The sequence below is a fragment of the Actinoallomurus spadix genome, from assembly GCF_024055725.1.
GTDB lineage: Bacteria > Actinomycetota > Actinomycetes > Streptosporangiales > Streptosporangiaceae > Actinoallomurus > Actinoallomurus spadix.
The window spans coordinates 391356-405844 of record NZ_JAMXMX010000003.1; the positions used below are offsets into that span (position 1 = coordinate 391356).

The window sequence follows — 14489 nt, forward strand, 5'->3', positions numbered from 1 at the left end:
CCGGCCGTACGGCAGGCGGCCGAGACCCGGCGATCGCGATCAGCGGTCGGCCGCGGCGTCGACGAGGGCACGCCACTCGCGGACCCGTGCCGCGTCGACCGGGGCCTGGGGGCCGCCGCCCACCGGGCGCACGGCGTCGCCGACCTGGAAGGCCCGCACTCCGGCCGCCGCGAGGGCCGGGACGTGCCGGCGGCGCAGTCCGCCTCCGACGAGCATGAGCCTCGCGTCGCGGGCGGCCCGGCGCAGCAGCGCCTCCATGCCCGCGCCCACGCCGCCCGCCGCGCCGGCGCACAGAACGGAGTCGAGACCGCGCAGCAGGCGGAGCGTGCGCCAGGCGGCCTCCGGCTCGGCGGCGTGGTCGATCACGCGGTGGAACGTCCACGGCAACGGCAGCACGGCGTCGGCGAGCCGAGCGGTCGCCGACAGGTCGACGGTGTGGTCGGCGTGCAGGAAACCGAACACGAAGCCGTCCGCCCCGGCGTCGGCGTGGGCGGCCGCGGCCCGGCAGAGCCGGCCCAGTTCGGGCTCGCTGGTCCGGAAGCCGTCCTTGGCGCGGAGCACGACCCGGATCGGCAGGGACGTCGTCTTGCGCATCGCGGCGACGGTCTTGGGATCCGGGGTCAGGCCGCCGGACCGGCGGTCGGCGACCGCCATGATGCGGTCGGCGCCTCCCGTCTCGGCGGCCTCGGCGTCCACCTCGTTCATCGCGACGACCTCGAGCAACGACCTCGCCTCCCCCCTCGTCGGCGCCGCGGCACCCGCGGTGAGGCGTATTCTGGCCCGGCCCGCGCGCCGCCGCTCCCGGTCCGGCCCGCGTTTGCCCCGAACGGACGATGTCGTTACCCATTCGATCCGCCATCCCGCCTATGAGCCGTTCCGCGAACGCGTATCAACGAGGTCGTTACACGCGTGGTAAGAAGAAATGCGAGACGTGTCACCGCGCCGAAGGCTACCGACCAGTATCTTGAGGCGGTAGCGTCCGTGCGAATACCGCCCTATGCCCGCCATACCAGCTGAGGAGTAGTCGTGCGCGAGTACAGCGTTCCCGCACAGGTGACGATCGCCGACTCGGCCAATCTCACCGACACGATCTTCTCCCGGGCGGCCGAGGAGCCGGACCGCGTCGTCATCCGGCGCAAGTCCGGATCCGGATGGCGGGACGTCACCGCGCGCGAGTTCGCCGACGCGGTCGGCGCGGTGGCCCAGGGCCTGATGGCGGCCGGCATCGAGCCGGGTGACCGCGTCGCGCTCATGTCGCGGACCCGGTACGAATGGACCGTCGCCGACTACGCCATCTGGACGGCCGGGGGCATCACCGTGCCGATCTACGAGACGTCCTCGGCCGCGCAGATCGAGTGGATCGTCGGCGACTCCGGCGCCAAGGCCGCCTTCGTCGAGACGGACGAGCACGTCAAGGCGGTCGAGTCGGTCCGCGACCGCCTCCCCGCGCTGGCGAACGTCTGGCGGATGGACGACCTGCCGGGCGGCACGGGCTCCGACCAGGACCTGACGGAGCGGCGGAAGTCGCGGTCCGCCGCGGACCTGGCCACGATCATCTACACCTCGGGCACGACCGGCCGCCCGAAGGGCTGCGAGATCACCCACCTCAACCTGCTCGCGACCGCGCGGAACGTCACCGAGGGCGCGCTGACCGAGGTGTTCGGCCTGAGGAACGGCTCGACGCTGCTGTTCCTGCCGCTCGCCCACGTCTTCGCGCGGCTCATCCAGATCGGCTGTGTCGAGGCCGGCGTGACGCTCGGCCACACCGCCGACATGGCGCGCATCGTCGACGACCTCGCCTCCTTCGAGCCGACCTTCCTGCTCGCGGTGCCCCGCGTCTTCGAGAAGGTCTACATCGGCGCCGAGCAGAAGGCGGCCGCCGACGGCAAGGGCCGGATCTTCCGCGCCGCGGCGGACACCGCGATCGCCTACAGCCGCGCCGGCTCCCCCGGACTCGGGCTGCGGCTCAAGCACGCCCTGTTCGACCGGCTGGTGTACGGCAAGCTGCGCGCCGCGATCGGCGGCCGCGTCACCCACGCCGTCTCGGGCGGCGCGGCGCTCGGCGAGCGGCTCGGCCACTTCTTCGACGGCGTCGGCATCACGATCCTCGAGGGGTACGGCCTCACCGAGACGACCGCCCCGGCGGCGGTCAACCTGCCCAGCGAGAACCGCATCGGCACCGTCGGCAAGCCGATCCCCGGCACCACGGTCCGCATCGGCGACGACGGCGAGGTGCTGGTCAAGGGGACGAACGTCTTCGCCGGCTACTGGCACAACGAGGAGGCCACCAAGGCCGCCCTCGACGGCGGCTGGTTCCACACCGGCGACGTGGGCGAACTCGACGAGGGCGGATACCTCCGGATCACCGGCCGCAAGAAGGAGATCATCGTCACCGCGGGCGGCAAGAACGTCGCGCCGGCCCCCCTGGAGGACCGGCTGCGCGCGCACCCGCTGATCAGCCAGTGCATGGTGGTCGGCGACGCGCGGAAGTTCATCGGCTGCCTGATCACCCTCGACCCCGAGGCGCTCGAGCCGTGGAAGGAAGAGCACGGCAAGACGGGCCTGTCCACCGCCGAGCTGGCCAAGGACCCGGACCTGGTCAAGGAGATCGACGCGGCGGTGGCCGACGCCAACACCACGGTGTCCCGGGCCGAGGCGATCAAGAAGTACCGGATCCTCGAGGTGGACTTCACCGAGGAGTCCGGTCACCTCACCCCGACCTTGAAGGTCAAGCGGAACCTCGTCGAGAGGGACTTCGCCGACGAGATCGAGGCGCTCTACGCCTGAGCGCCGGGTCCGGCGGACCGGTCAGGCCGGCGTCCTCCGGGCCCGCCATGCCTTCGTCCTCCGGCTCCGTCGTCAGGCCTATGTCTTCCGGGTCCGTCAGGCCGGCGTCCTCCGGGCGACCGCGGACCGGGCGAACTCGATCAGGTGGGCGCGCATCGCGTCCCGGTCCTCGGCGTCCGGCCCGAGGATGAGCCGCGCCATCTGCGGCACGGCGGTGGGCCATGACGCCATGCCGCACACCGTCAGGAGGGTACGGCCGACGTCCACCGAGGGCTCGGCGCCCAGGCCCCTGGCGAGCCCCTCGATCTTCCGTCGGTAGTGGGCGCGCCTGCCCTCGTCGAACTCGCGCTGATCACCGTAGTGCAGCGCCTCCCACAGCAGCAGGCGCTGCAGGTCGGGATGCGCGCGGTGGTAGTCGTACATGCGGGCGACGTAGTCCCCGACGTCGTCGACCTCCTGGGAGACCATCTCCACGACCTCGTCGAGCACCTGGCTCATGACGGCGTCGAACAACTTCTCCTTGTTGCCGAAGTGGCCGTAGATGCGCTCTTTGTTCACGCCGGCGCGCTCGGCGATGCGGTCGACCCGCGCCCCGGCGATCCCGTACGCGGCGAACTCCTTCCGCGCGGCACTGAGCAGTGCTTCCTTCGTGGCGGCGGCGGTGTCTCTCGGCATGCGACGAGCTTACCGGAACAGTCAATCCAACTAGTTGGTTGACACCCAACCGGTTGGTTGGATACTTTCTCGGCCATGACGACGATGCTCTTCCCGACCCGCGCCCGGGCGGGTTCCGCCCCGGCGGCGCAGCCGGCGCACGCGCCCTTCGCCGCGACCCTGGTGACGTTCGTCGCGACGGCGCTGCTGGCCACCGGCCAGCTCTACGGCGTGATCCCCCTGCTGGGCGCGATGGGCCGGGAGTGGCACGCGCCGGCCTCCGCGCTGACGTGGATGGCCAGTGCGTTCGGCCTCGGATACGCGGCCGGCTTCCTGGTGTTCGGCCCCCTGTCGGACCGGTTCGGCCGGCGCCCGATCATCGTCACGGGCATCGCCGCCACCGCCGTGACGACCGCCCTGGTGGCCCTCTCCTCCGGGCTGGGCATGGCCATCGCCCTGCGGGTCCTGCAGGGCGTCACCACGGCCGCGTTCGCCCCCGTCGCGTTCACCTACATCGCCGAGCGCGCCGAGCCCCGGCACCGCCCGACCCTGCTGTCCGCGGTGATCGGCGCGTTCCTCGCCTCGGCGGTGTTCGGGCAACTCGCCGCGCAGGGCATCGCGGCGGTGGCCGGCTGGCGCGCGGTGTTCACCGTGTTCGCGGTGGCCTTCGCCCTCGTCGCCGCCGCGCTGCGGCGGGTGATGCTGCCCGGCCGTCCCGCCACGACGGGCTCTCCGCTCGACGCCTACCGCGCCATGCCGGGCCTCCTGGCGAACCGCCGGCTGATCCCGCTGTACCTGGCCACCCCGGTCGTCCTCGGCTCGTTCGTCGCCCTCTACACGGGCCTGGCGCTCACCGGCGCGGCGGGCGGGGCGGCCGCCCTGCTCACGCTGCGCGCCGCGGCGCTGCCGGCAATCCTCGCGATCCCGTTCGTGACGCCCGTCCTGCAGCGCGTGCCCGGAGCGCGCCGCGCGACCGGAGCGATGACGCTGTCCGCCGTGTCGGCCGCGCTGATCGGCCTGACCCACCCGGGCACTCTGGGACTGGCGCTCCTGCTGAACGCCTTCGTCGCCGGCGTCGGCCTCACCGCCCCGGCCCTGATCGAGACCATCGGCGGCCGCGCCGGCGCCGCGCGGGGCACGGCGGTCTCCTTGTTCACCTTCATCCTGTTCGTCGGGGCCAGCGTCGGCCCGCAGGTCGCCGGGGCGCTGAGCGCGCACGGCCTGTCCGTCCTGGCGTACGTCCTCGCGGCCCTGCTCGCCCTCGGCGCGACGCTCACCCTGACCGCCCGCCGCTGACCTCCCGCAGGAGTTCACGGACGATCGCCGCCCCGGCCCCCGGGGGCGGCGATCGTCCTTTCGCCGCGCCTCAGCCCATGGTCTTGGCGCCGTCGAGGGCCTCGCGGATGATGTCGGCGTGACCGGCGTGCTGCGCGGTCTCGGCGATCACGTGCAGCAGCACCTGGCGCGCCGACCAGCGGGCGCCCGGCTCGAACCACGGCTTCTCGGGCAGCGGCTGCGAGGCGTCCAGATCGGGCAGCGCCGCCAGCAGCTCGTCCGTGCGGCGGGCGATCTCCGCGTGGGCGTCGAGGAGCCCGGCGAGCGTCTCCCCCTCCTCCATGCGGAAGTAGGACGCCCAGTCCCCGTCCTCCTCCATGACGGCGGGCCCGTCGACGATGAAGGCCGTCCATCGGCGCTCGACCTCGGTGACGTGCTTGATCAGGCCGGCGAGGCACAGCTCGCTGACCGTGGTGCGGCGGGCCGCCTGCTCGTCGGTCAGGTCCCGCACGGTGTACCGCAGGAAGTGCCGGGCCTTGCGCAGGCCCGCCAGCAGATCCGCGCGCTCGCCGGTGAGAGTGGCGGTGCCGCCGTTCGACGTCATGGTCATCGCTCCCTTGATCGGTGAGGTCCGTCACAAGCCACACTAGGCAGCGAAGCGGTCAGTTTCCGGCCGCAATCGACGCCCGTTGAGGGCGCGGCGATCCGAGCGGCCCTGCGATCCGGATCAGGAGCCCAGGAGGGCGGCGAAGCGAGCGGCCTGGACCTCCCAGCGCCACTCGCGCTCGACCCACGAGCGCCCGCGCTTGCCCATCTCCTGCGCCGCGGACGGATCGCGCAGCAGGCCGATCACGGCGTCGGCGACCGCACCGACCGAGGTGCCGTCGACCACGACGCCGGTCTCACCGTCGAGAACGGCGTCCGGGGCGCCACCGGAGTCACCCGCCACCACCGGAAGGCCGGTGGCGGACGCCTCGAGGTAGACGATGCCCAGGCCCTCCACGTCGAGACCGCCACGGCGGGTCCGGCAGGGCATCGCGAACACGTCGCCCGCGTCGTAGTGCGCCGGAAGCTCCTCCCAGCGGACCGTGCCGGTCAGGCGCACGGAGCCCGCCACGCCCAGGTCGACGCGGAGCCGTTCGAGCGTGGTGCGGTACGGGCCGCCGCCGACGATCAAGAGGACGGCGTCCGGGACGGCGCGCAGCACCCGCGGCCAGGCGCGGATCAGCGCGTCCTGCCCCTTACGCGGAACGAGGCGGGAGACGCAGACGACGACCGGGCGGTCCGCCAGGCCGTGCCGGGCCCGGACGTCCTCTCCCCCGGCCCCGGGCCGGAACACCGTCTCGTCGACGCCCGGGGCCAGCCGCCGCATCCGCCCCACCGCCGCGGGCGACAGTGCGCGGGCCATCCGGCTGCGGGTGTACTCGCCCAGGTAGGTGAGCACGTCGACCTCGTCCCCGATCCGGCGCAGCAGCCGCCGCGACCCGGGCAGGGCCGCCCAGCCCGCCTCGTGGCCGTGCGTGATGCCGACGAACCGCTCGACGCCGGACCGCCGCAGCCGCGGGGCCAGCAGTCCGAGCGGCGCCGCCGCGCCGAAGACCACCGAGTCGCAGTCCTCCGCGCGGACGATCTCGACGGCGCGCCGCAGCACCGGAGGCACCGGAAGCATCAGCGGACCGGGGTGGCGGACGACGGGGAACGGCTGCGCGGCGTCGAAGTCCGCCGCGCCCTCCCACGCCGGGGCGTACACGATGAGGGAGCCCGGCGGCCGGCGGACCGCCAGGTTGTGCACGAATGCCTGGATCCCGCCCGGCCGGGGCGGGAAGTCGTTGGTCAGGACGAGCGTCTTCCTCATCGCTGCCAGGATCGCACGACTTCCGCGATCACTCTTACGCAGCCCCGTGACCAGAGCGAAACACGGAGTTAATGTGGTTACGCGCGTCCTGGCCGCCCGGCCCCCGCCCGGCCTGCGAAGCATGCACAGCGGACCGACGAGGTACGGCGGTGAGCTTCACGACGAGGAGGAGCCACCCATGACCGAAACCCCCCGACCCCCGACTCCGATCTCCGCGATCGCCGATCCCGCCCCGCTCGGGCTGGCGGCGTTCGCGCTGACCACCTTCCTTCTCTCCGCAAAGAACGCCGGGTGGACCGATGGCACGGACGCCTGGCTCGGATACGCGTTCGCCTACGGCGGCCTCATCCAGCTGCTGGCCGGCATGTGGGAGTTCCGCAACCGCAACGTCTTCGGCGCGACCGCGTTCGCCACGTACGGCGGGTTCTGGATCGGCCTCGGGCTGTACGTCCGCTGGGTCGCGCCCACGGCCGCGGCGACGGCGGCGGCCACGAAGGCGAACCCGGAGGACCTGATCCAGAACGACCTCGGCTGGATCCTGCTCGCGTTCGCGATCTTCAACACGTACATGCTCCTGTGGAGCTCTCAGGTGACGGCGGCGGTGTTCGGGGTATTCCTCACCCTGGAGCTGACCGAGATCATCCTGTTCATCGGCAACTTCTCGCACAGCACCGGCACGATCAAGCTCGGCGGCTGGGTGGGCGTCCTCACCGCCCTGGTCGCCTGGTACACCTCCGCGGCCGGCGTGGTCAACGGGATGGACGGGCGGTACTCCCTGCCGGTCGGCTCGCCGCTCGGCGCACGCCGCGCCGTCGAGGCGAGCCCGGTCCCGCAGTAGTCCCCGCGCCGTCCCTGCGTACGCCCCTGACCACGGCCGTGGTCAGGGGCGTGCGCCCGGCGGGGGCGCCGGCACGTGGTGCAGGCGGGCCCACGCGCGCCCCATCGCGATGCGCTGTGGCCCGGACGGATGGGTGTTCCACAGCGCGTACGCGAACGGTCCCGGGGACAGGTCGTCGAGGTTGCGGAGGCTGAGCGACCGCTGCATCGCGATGAACGTCACCGGGTCCCGGGTGAGCCCGAGGGAGTGCGCGTCGGCCCGTGCCTCGATGTGACGGCTGACGAGATTCTGCGCGGGCCCCGCCGCCTGGGCCAGGACGGTCACCGCGGCGAGCAGCAGCGCGGTCGACCGCGGGTCGGCCGCCGACCGCACCCCGGCCCGGCGCAGCAGGCGCGGCGAGGTCATCACCAGGAAGAGGACGCAGGCGCCGGTCGCGACGCCCAGCCCGCCGACGAGGGTGCCGGTCAGCACGTCGTTCCGCTTCGCGTGGCCGAGTTCGTGCGCGACGACGAGCCGGACCTCCCCCGGCGACTGCGACGCCAGGAGCGTGTCGTACACCACGATCCGCCGGGTGGAGCCGAACCCCGAGACGTAGGCGTTCAGCTCCGTCGTGCGCTTGGACGCGTCGGCGACGAGGACGTCGCGCACCGGCACACCGTCCGCGCGCGCCATCCGGAGCAGGTCCGTGCGCAGCGGCCCGGCCGGCATCGAGGTGAAGTCGTTGAACAACGGCTCGACGACCACCGGATAGGCGTACGAGACGGCGGTGACCAGCAGGAGGCCACCGGCCGCCGCGCCGGCCCACCAGTGCCGGGGGAAACGCCGGATGAGCAGGTGCAGGCCGAGCAGCGCCACGATCCAGATCACGAGGCTCACGGCGAACCCGGTGAACCGGTCACCGAGCCACGAACCCCAGCCCTGGGTCGACAGGCCGTACCGCCGCAGCACCGACTCCGACCACGCCGCGAACGGCAGCGCGACCAGCTGGGTCAGCGCGGACAGCACCACCGCGACGGACAGCAGCCGCAGACCATGCCGCCAGATCCCCGGCCGCGCCTCCGCGGAGACCCGCCGCCCGGTGACCCCGCCGAGCAGCCGGGCGCCCCAGGGCGTCAGGCCCAGGACGAGGACGACGACCAGGCCGGCGGCGAGCCCGCCGTACGCCGGGCCGTCCAGTGCGGCGCTGAACCGCTCGCTGCGGGCGATCTGGTCCCGGCTGAAGTCCAGCGCCGGATCCGCGGCGGCCCGGCCCCCGGGCAGCGGATGCCAGGGGGTCACCACCGCCATCACGGCGACCAGCGACGCGCCCAGGACCACGGCGGCGACGGCCGCGGCCCGGCGGGACGCGCCGCGCGATTCCACCCGGGCGGTGGGTGCTCGCTCGGCCTCGGCGCGCACGGGCGGCCCGGCGCCCTCCAGGCCGCCGGTCTCCGTCACATCAGCTCCTTCCGCAGGTAGGCACGCCACTGCGCGGCGAACCGGCTCGAATCGACGCCGAGGACGGCGCGTAGGGCACGGTCCTCGATCCGCGGGTCCCCGGCGGTGCCGGGTTCGGCCTCGGCGGTGCGGTACAGCCGCACCAGTCTGCCCTCACCGTAGCGTTCTGCGATCATCCGGCAGGCCAGCCACGCCTCCTCGTACGCGGCGGACAGGCGCTCGCCCGACCCGGTGAACGCGTCGCGCCCCGGCGGCGCCGCCGGCAGCCCCTCGGAGGAGATCAGACCGGCCAGCTCGCGTCCCGCCGCCCGCGTCGGAACACCGGCGTCCTTGTAGCCGACGTAGTCGGCGAGCCCTTCGACCAGCCACATGGGGGTACGGCTGTCGCGGGCGCCGCCCATCGCGACGTGCACCAGCTCGTGGGTGAGCACGACGCGCCGGCCGAGGCCGTTCAGCCGGCCGAACGCGGTGGGGGTGATGACGACGCGATCCGCGCCGCCGCGCGGATCGCCCGCGCCGCCGCTGACGGTCGCGAGCGCGGCGATGTCGCCGAGGTTCCGGACGCTCCCGACGAGCTCCTCGGCCCGTTGCTCGGTCGCGGGCGCGAGCGCCACGACCCGCCGTGCCCAGCGGCCGCCCACGACCTTCGAGACCAGGCCGACGCCGGTGTCCAGCCGCCGGGCGATGTCGCGGAGCTCCGCGGTCCGCGTCTCCCCGCCGTCCGCCGCTCCCGTGCCGTCCCCGACCGCCGTGCCGCCTGCGCCGAGCACCAGGGTGTACCGGCCCCGGACGACGGTCAGGTCCGGTCCGTCCCAGATCTGCGGGTCGTCGCGCAGCCCGTGCGCCGAGCCGTCGCCGGACACGACCCAGCCGGTGTCGCGGCGCCGTTCGAAGGTGAGGTACCGCGTGTAGGCGACGTCTCCGGTGTCGAAGCCGCGCAGCCGGTAGGTGAGGGTCAGCCGCGCCGTCCAGCCGTCGTCGGCGGCCGCGGCGGCACGCGTGTCCGCGAGCGACTCGCGCCACGTCGCCAGGGGGACCTTCGCGAGGTTGTCGAACAGCGTCTCCTGCCCGGCGCGGAACGCCTGCGCCGACGGATCGACGGTGGCGAGGAACGCGGCGCGGTCACGGGTGAGGACGGCGCGGGACCGGCGCTGCAGCAGAGCCGTCACGACGGCCTGGCTGGGCGCGGGCGCCGCGGTGGCGCTCCGGGGCGACGCGGCCGCGTGCCGCGTCCCGCGGTGCAGGCCGGCGTAACCGACCGCGGTGACCAGCTGCAGCGCGATCGCCACCCCGGTCAGCGCGGCGACCCGCCCCTGCCAGGTGCCCGCCGACGACATGGGCGTGATGGTAGCGGGCGAAACTGAGAACGCCGGGGCCGTCCGTGCGGACGGCCCCGGCGTTGATCAGCCGGTTCGGCCCCGGATGGCGTGCCATCGCGGTGCCGGCGCGGCGCTTCGCCCGGCTCAGTACGGGCGGGCGGCACCGTAGAAGTGGCCGCGATAGTAACTGTTGTTGTCGATCCGGACCTGCTTGATCCGCGTACCGGTGTGCGACGCGTGGATCATGTAGATCTTGTGACCGACCACCTTCGAGATGATCCCGGTGTGGTTGTTGCCGTTGAAGTACACCAGGTCACCGGCGGCCAGGTTCTTCCACCGGACGTGCCGCTTGATGTGGCGGTGCTGCTGGCCGGCGGTCCGCGGCAGCCGGACACCGGCCTTGCGGTAGGAGTACTGCACCAGACCGGAGCAGTCGAAGTTCCTGGGCCCGGCGCCCCCGTAGCGGTACCACTTGCCGATCTGCTTGCGGGCGGTGGTGACCGCCTTCAGACCGACCTTGTGCCGCTGGCTCCAGGACTTGTGCTTCGTCTGCGCCTTGGCGACGGTGACGGCCGTCTGGGGGGCCGCGGCGTGCGCGGCGGTGGCCGTCAGCGCGACGGGTGCGAGGACCGCACCCGCGGCGACCATGCCTCCGGCGAGGCGGAGGCGCAGGGACGAAGCGGTCGAGGGGTTGCGAGACAGGGGTCTCTCCTTCCACTACGCCTACCGGGTTAGCTGTCGGGTTCGGGCTGGAAGACGCCCTACGGCATGCCTGCGGGAGGACAGGCGCCCCGATTCACCCCCGTGAAGATCCGCGCCGCTAGGCGCGATCGGTTCCCCGGCTCCGTGTGCCCACGGATTAGGCGTTCACGGTCACCCGGCCCGGTCGGGCCACTTCGGTGATGACCGTTTCTCTGCATCTCTGACAGACCGGAGACGCGGCGCCCGCCGGCGCGCCCCACGACGCGCCCCGCTGACGCAGGACCCCTCCGGCCGGGCGGCACATGGCGTGCGCCGCGATCCGCACCATCGGTGCGGAAGATTCGAAAGGTGTGACGCCGGCAGGCCGACCGGATCCGGTCCGCACCTCACGCGCCGGCCGGGAGTCCGTCCCCCCGGCCTGTCGGCGTCCCGCTGTTCAGTTGTCGTCCGGTCTCAGACCAGCCGGCCGCCGCCCACCCACGTGGAGGCGTACCAGGAGTCGCTGAGGTTGGAGATCTTGACCACGTCTCCGGTGTGCGGGGCGTGGAGGAACTTGCCGTTGCCGACGTAGATGCCCATGTGACCGAGGTCGTGGAAGAAGACCAGGTCGCCGGGCTGCAGGTCGGCCTTGGAGACCCGCCGGCTGGCGTCGTACTGGTCCGGCACCCAGTGGTTGAGCTTGATGCCGACCTTGCGGTAGGCGACCATCGTCAGCCCGGAGCAGTCCCAGACGTTGGGGCCCGCGCCACCGAAGACGTACGGCTTGCCGAGCTGGGCGCAGGCGAATTTCAGCACGATCTCCGCCTTGCCCGACGCCAGGATCGAGCAGTTCTCCTTGGAGCTGCCCGGGTCGATGCCGGCGCCGAGCCTGCGGACCAGCTTGAGCTGCTTCTCGATGGCCTCGTCGGCCTGCTTGCGCTGCGATTCGAGCAGGTTCTTCTTCGCCGTGAGCTGCTGGGCGGCCTGGACCCGCAGCGCCTGCTCGCGCTCCAGCCGCTGCGCGGAGGCGAGGTACTGCTGGAACTCCGCCGTACGGTTGTGCGCGAGCTGCGTGAACGCCGACATCTGCGAGAGCACGGCGTCCGGGTTCTTGGAGCTGACCAGCGCGGGGATCGTGCCGTTGTCCCCGGTCTTGTACGCCTCCGCGGCGAGCTGCGCGACCCGCACCCGCAGTTGCTGGAAGGTCTTGCGCTCGGCCTGCACCGACTTGCTCAGGGCCTTGACCCGGCCCTGGGCGGCCTTCCAGTCGGCCTTCGTCTTGTTGTACTGGTTGCTCAGCTGGTCGACCTTGTCGTTCAGCTGCGCGAGCTGCCTCTTCGCCGCGCTCAGCGAGGTGCCGGGATCGGCGTGCGCGGGGGTCGCGGGAAGGGCGAGCCCGGCGACGGCGATGAATCCCACGGTCGTCATGAACCGCCGACCGGTCCTGGGCATGTTCGTACGCTCCTTGGCCATGATCATCCGTCCCTAGAGCGCGCCCGCGCCGACGTAGTGCGAGCTGTACCAGACGTTGCTCAGACTGTCGATCTTGACGTACGAGCCCGTGTGCGGCGAGTGGATGAACTTGCCGCCGCCGACGTAGATGCCGACGTGCCCGAGGTCGTCGAAGAAGACGAGGTCGCCTGGGGACAGATTGCCGCGCGACACGCGGCTGGTCGCGTTGTACTGGTCCGGGACGACGCGGGGGATGCTCACCCCGGCCGCCGCGTAGGCCTTCATGGTGAAGCCGGAGCAGTCGTACCGCGGGCCGGTGCCGCCGTAGAGGTAGGGGGTGCCGCACTTGCCGTAGGCCCACTCGAGCACGACGCGCGCCTTGCCGGTCGCCGAGCCGTGGTACCCACCGCTGCAGTTGCTCGCCACGGGGCCGCTGTCGTCACCGCCGCCGGAGCTCTTCGGGGTCAGCTTGTCGACCAGGGCCTTCTGCTCCTTGACCGACTTCTCGATGCGCTTCTTCTCAGCGGAGAGCTGGTTCCTCTTCTGCGCGAGGTCGGCGGACGCCTGCTGGGCCTGCGCCTGCTGCCGCTGCAGCAGCTGGGAGGCGTTGAGGAACTGGGCGAGCTCGGTGGAGCGGTTCTTCGACAGCGCCGTGAAGGCCGACATCTGGTCGAGCACCGTCTGCGGGTCCTTGGCCGAGAGCAGCGTCGGGATGTCGGCGCCGTTCGAGCCGTTCTTGTACGCGGACGCGGCCATCTGCGCGACGCGGACCCGGAGCGCGGCCCAGGACTTGCGCTGCTGCTTGACCGAGGCGTTCAGCGCCTTGACCTGCTTGTCGGCCGCCGACCACCGCTCCTTGGCCTTGTTGTAGTCGTTGGCCAGGTGGTCGACCTGCGAGTTCAGCTTGGTCAGCCTGGCCTTCGCCTGGCTCAGCGTCTGCTTCGGCTTCGCCTCGGCCGTGCCGGCCGGCAGAACGACCGCCGCTGAGGCGGCGACGCACAGGGTGGCCAGCACCCGGCCGCCGATCCAGCCGCTCGCCGACCGTCCGACGGCTGGGCCGTCGGCACTGCGCTGTGTTGCCACGATTGCGGCACGCCCCTCTCCCACTGTCCGCCTACCGGGTTAGCTGACGGATTCGGGCGTGGAAGTCGCCCTACGGAACACCCGAGTGCTCCGATTCACCCCTGGAACCTGGTTCCCCGGCTCGTCGTGCCAGTGAGGATCGTAGGGCCCGAACCGCGGGCTGCCTCACTGAACGTGACGACTCGGCGGAAGCCGTCGCCGTCGCCTGGGGGGCGACGAACCAGCGACCGGCTCAGCGCGTGAGACTAGTCAAGTCTCACGCTGGTAACAACCGCTTCTCCGGGAATTCCAGCAATTCACGTCATTTAGGCAACAGGATGCGCGTGATTCGTCACGATGCGCGGTCAACGGAGATCGTCATCCGCAGGGGCGGAATCAGGCCCTCCGCGGCGAGAACTCCCAGCGCGCGGCGCTCGAGCGGTCCGAGGTCGAAGCCGGATTCCGGAATCGCGGGCATGGTGGAAACGACGCAGTCGGCACAGCCCACGTTGCGTAGCTCACACTTGGCGCAGTCGATGAGCACGAATTCCTCCTCGTGTCGCCGTCATCGCCTGACGTTACGAGGGCTCACCGACAATTTCGCTCCGCGATCGCACCCCGAGACGACGCGTGCCCGGAGACGACGCGTGCCCGGAGATGACGCGTGCCCGGAGAGAACGGTCAGGTGCGGCCGAGGCGGCGGAGGAGGAGCGCCGAGGGGGCCGGCCGCGCGTCGGCCCGCCGGGCCGAGTCGCAGACCTCCTGGTCGGAGGAGATGACGACCACGGCGCGCCCGCTCGGCTCTGCGCGCACGAGATGGCCGATCAGCTCGTCGGCCGTCTGGCCGGGCTCGCTGAACAGCACGCGCACGCCACGGGGGGCCTGCACGGCGACGGGGGCGTTCAGCTCCGCGCCGTCGAAGACGACCGTCACCTCCGCCTTGGTCTGCGCGTGCAGCACGCCCAGGCCCGACACGAGACGGGACCGCTGGTCGGCGAGCGGCAGGTCGCCGTACCCGGTCTTGGTGACGTTGTAGCCGTCGACGATGAGGTGGACCTGCGGAAGGGTGAGCAGCTGGTCGAGGAGCGCGGGATCGCTGTCGGCCAGCGCCCGGCCGGGCAGCGTGCGG

The 14489-nt window shown here is 72.4% G+C and carries 14 protein-coding genes and 2 riboswitches; of the genes, 3 read left to right on the forward strand and 11 right to left on the reverse strand.

Features of this window, described 5'->3' with window-relative positions; all coding sequences use genetic code 11:
• Positions 1-39: 39 nt before the first annotated feature.
• A complete protein-coding gene (locus tag NE235_RS06020; protein ID WP_252799918.1) occupies positions 40-723 on the reverse strand; it encodes a copper homeostasis protein CutC in 684 nt (227 codons plus the stop codon).
• 303 nt (positions 724-1026) lie between these two features.
• Here NE235_RS06020 and NE235_RS06025 point away from each other — a divergent pair, with 303 nt between their 5' ends.
• A complete protein-coding gene (locus NE235_RS06025; protein WP_252799919.1) occupies positions 1027-2787 on the forward strand; it encodes an AMP-dependent synthetase/ligase in 1761 nt (586 codons plus the stop codon).
• Positions 2788-2883: 96 nt separating this feature from the next.
• Here the strand turns inward: NE235_RS06025 and NE235_RS06030 are convergent, their stop codons facing one another.
• Positions 2884-3462: a TetR/AcrR family transcriptional regulator gene (locus NE235_RS06030; RefSeq protein ID WP_252799920.1), complete on the reverse strand. Its 579-nt coding sequence runs from the start codon at positions 3460-3462 to the stop codon at positions 2884-2886.
• Between the two features lie 75 nt (positions 3463-3537).
• On the opposite strand from NE235_RS06030, the gene NE235_RS06035 reads away from it, so the two are divergent.
• Positions 3538-4737, forward strand: coding sequence for an MFS transporter (locus NE235_RS06035; protein WP_252799921.1), 1200 nt, complete (start codon positions 3538-3540; stop codon positions 4735-4737).
• Between the two features lie 70 nt (positions 4738-4807).
• Here the strand turns inward: NE235_RS06035 and NE235_RS06040 are convergent, their stop codons facing one another.
• Together NE235_RS06040 and NE235_RS06045 are read right to left on the reverse strand one after the other, a co-directional pair.
• Positions 4808-5326, reverse strand: a complete 519-nt coding sequence (locus NE235_RS06040) for a DinB family protein (RefSeq protein ID WP_252799922.1) — start codon at positions 5324-5326, stop codon at positions 4808-4810.
• 117 nt (positions 5327-5443) lie between these two features.
• Positions 5444-6571 carry a glycosyltransferase family 4 protein gene (locus tag NE235_RS06045; protein WP_252799923.1) on the reverse strand — a complete coding sequence of 376 codons (1128 nt, stop codon included), beginning with the start codon at positions 6569-6571 and terminating at the stop codon, positions 5444-5446.
• A gap of 178 nt (positions 6572-6749) precedes the next feature.
• On the opposite strand from NE235_RS06045, the gene NE235_RS06050 reads away from it, so the two are divergent.
• Positions 6750-7409 carry an acetate uptake transporter gene (locus tag NE235_RS06050; RefSeq protein WP_252799924.1) on the forward strand — a complete coding sequence of 220 codons (660 nt, stop codon included), beginning with the start codon at positions 6750-6752 and terminating at the stop codon, positions 7407-7409.
• 42 nt (positions 7410-7451) lie between these two features.
• On the opposite strand, the gene NE235_RS06055 is transcribed toward NE235_RS06050, so the two are convergent.
• The 7 genes from NE235_RS06055 to NE235_RS06085 all read right to left on the reverse strand — a co-directional run.
• Positions 7452-8846 (reverse strand): M48 family metallopeptidase, encoded by a 1395-nt coding sequence (locus NE235_RS06055; protein WP_252799925.1) that lies wholly within the window; start codon positions 8844-8846, stop codon positions 7452-7454.
• A complete protein-coding gene (locus NE235_RS06060) occupies positions 8843-10183 on the reverse strand; it encodes a gluzincin family metallopeptidase (protein ID WP_252799926.1) in 1341 nt (446 codons plus the stop codon). The genes NE235_RS06055 and NE235_RS06060 overlap by 4 nt, the downstream gene beginning before the upstream one ends.
• A gap of 126 nt (positions 10184-10309) precedes the next feature.
• Positions 10310-10813 (reverse strand): C40 family peptidase, encoded by a 504-nt coding sequence (locus NE235_RS06065; protein ID WP_252799927.1) that lies wholly within the window; start codon positions 10811-10813, stop codon positions 10310-10312.
• A 57-nt stretch (positions 10814-10870) separates the two neighbouring features.
• Positions 10871-11041, reverse strand: a riboswitch (cyclic di-AMP (ydaO/yuaA leader).
• A 279-nt stretch (positions 11042-11320) separates the two neighbouring features.
• Positions 11321-12298, reverse strand: a complete 978-nt coding sequence (locus NE235_RS06070) for a C40 family peptidase (RefSeq protein ID WP_252799928.1) — start codon at positions 12296-12298, stop codon at positions 11321-11323.
• Between the two features lie 33 nt (positions 12299-12331).
• Positions 12332-13381 (reverse strand): C40 family peptidase, encoded by a 1050-nt coding sequence (locus NE235_RS38090; protein ID WP_252799929.1) that lies wholly within the window; start codon positions 13379-13381, stop codon positions 12332-12334.
• A gap of 12 nt (positions 13382-13393) precedes the next feature.
• Positions 13394-13526: riboswitch (cyclic di-AMP (ydaO/yuaA leader) on the reverse strand.
• A 186-nt stretch (positions 13527-13712) separates the two neighbouring features.
• A complete protein-coding gene (locus NE235_RS06080) occupies positions 13713-13904 on the reverse strand; it encodes a hypothetical protein (RefSeq protein WP_252799930.1) in 192 nt (63 codons plus the stop codon).
• Between the two features lie 137 nt (positions 13905-14041).
• Positions 14042-14489, reverse strand: a 448-nt coding sequence (locus NE235_RS06085; protein WP_252799931.1) for an NYN domain-containing protein, incomplete at its 5' end; no start/stop codon positions are given.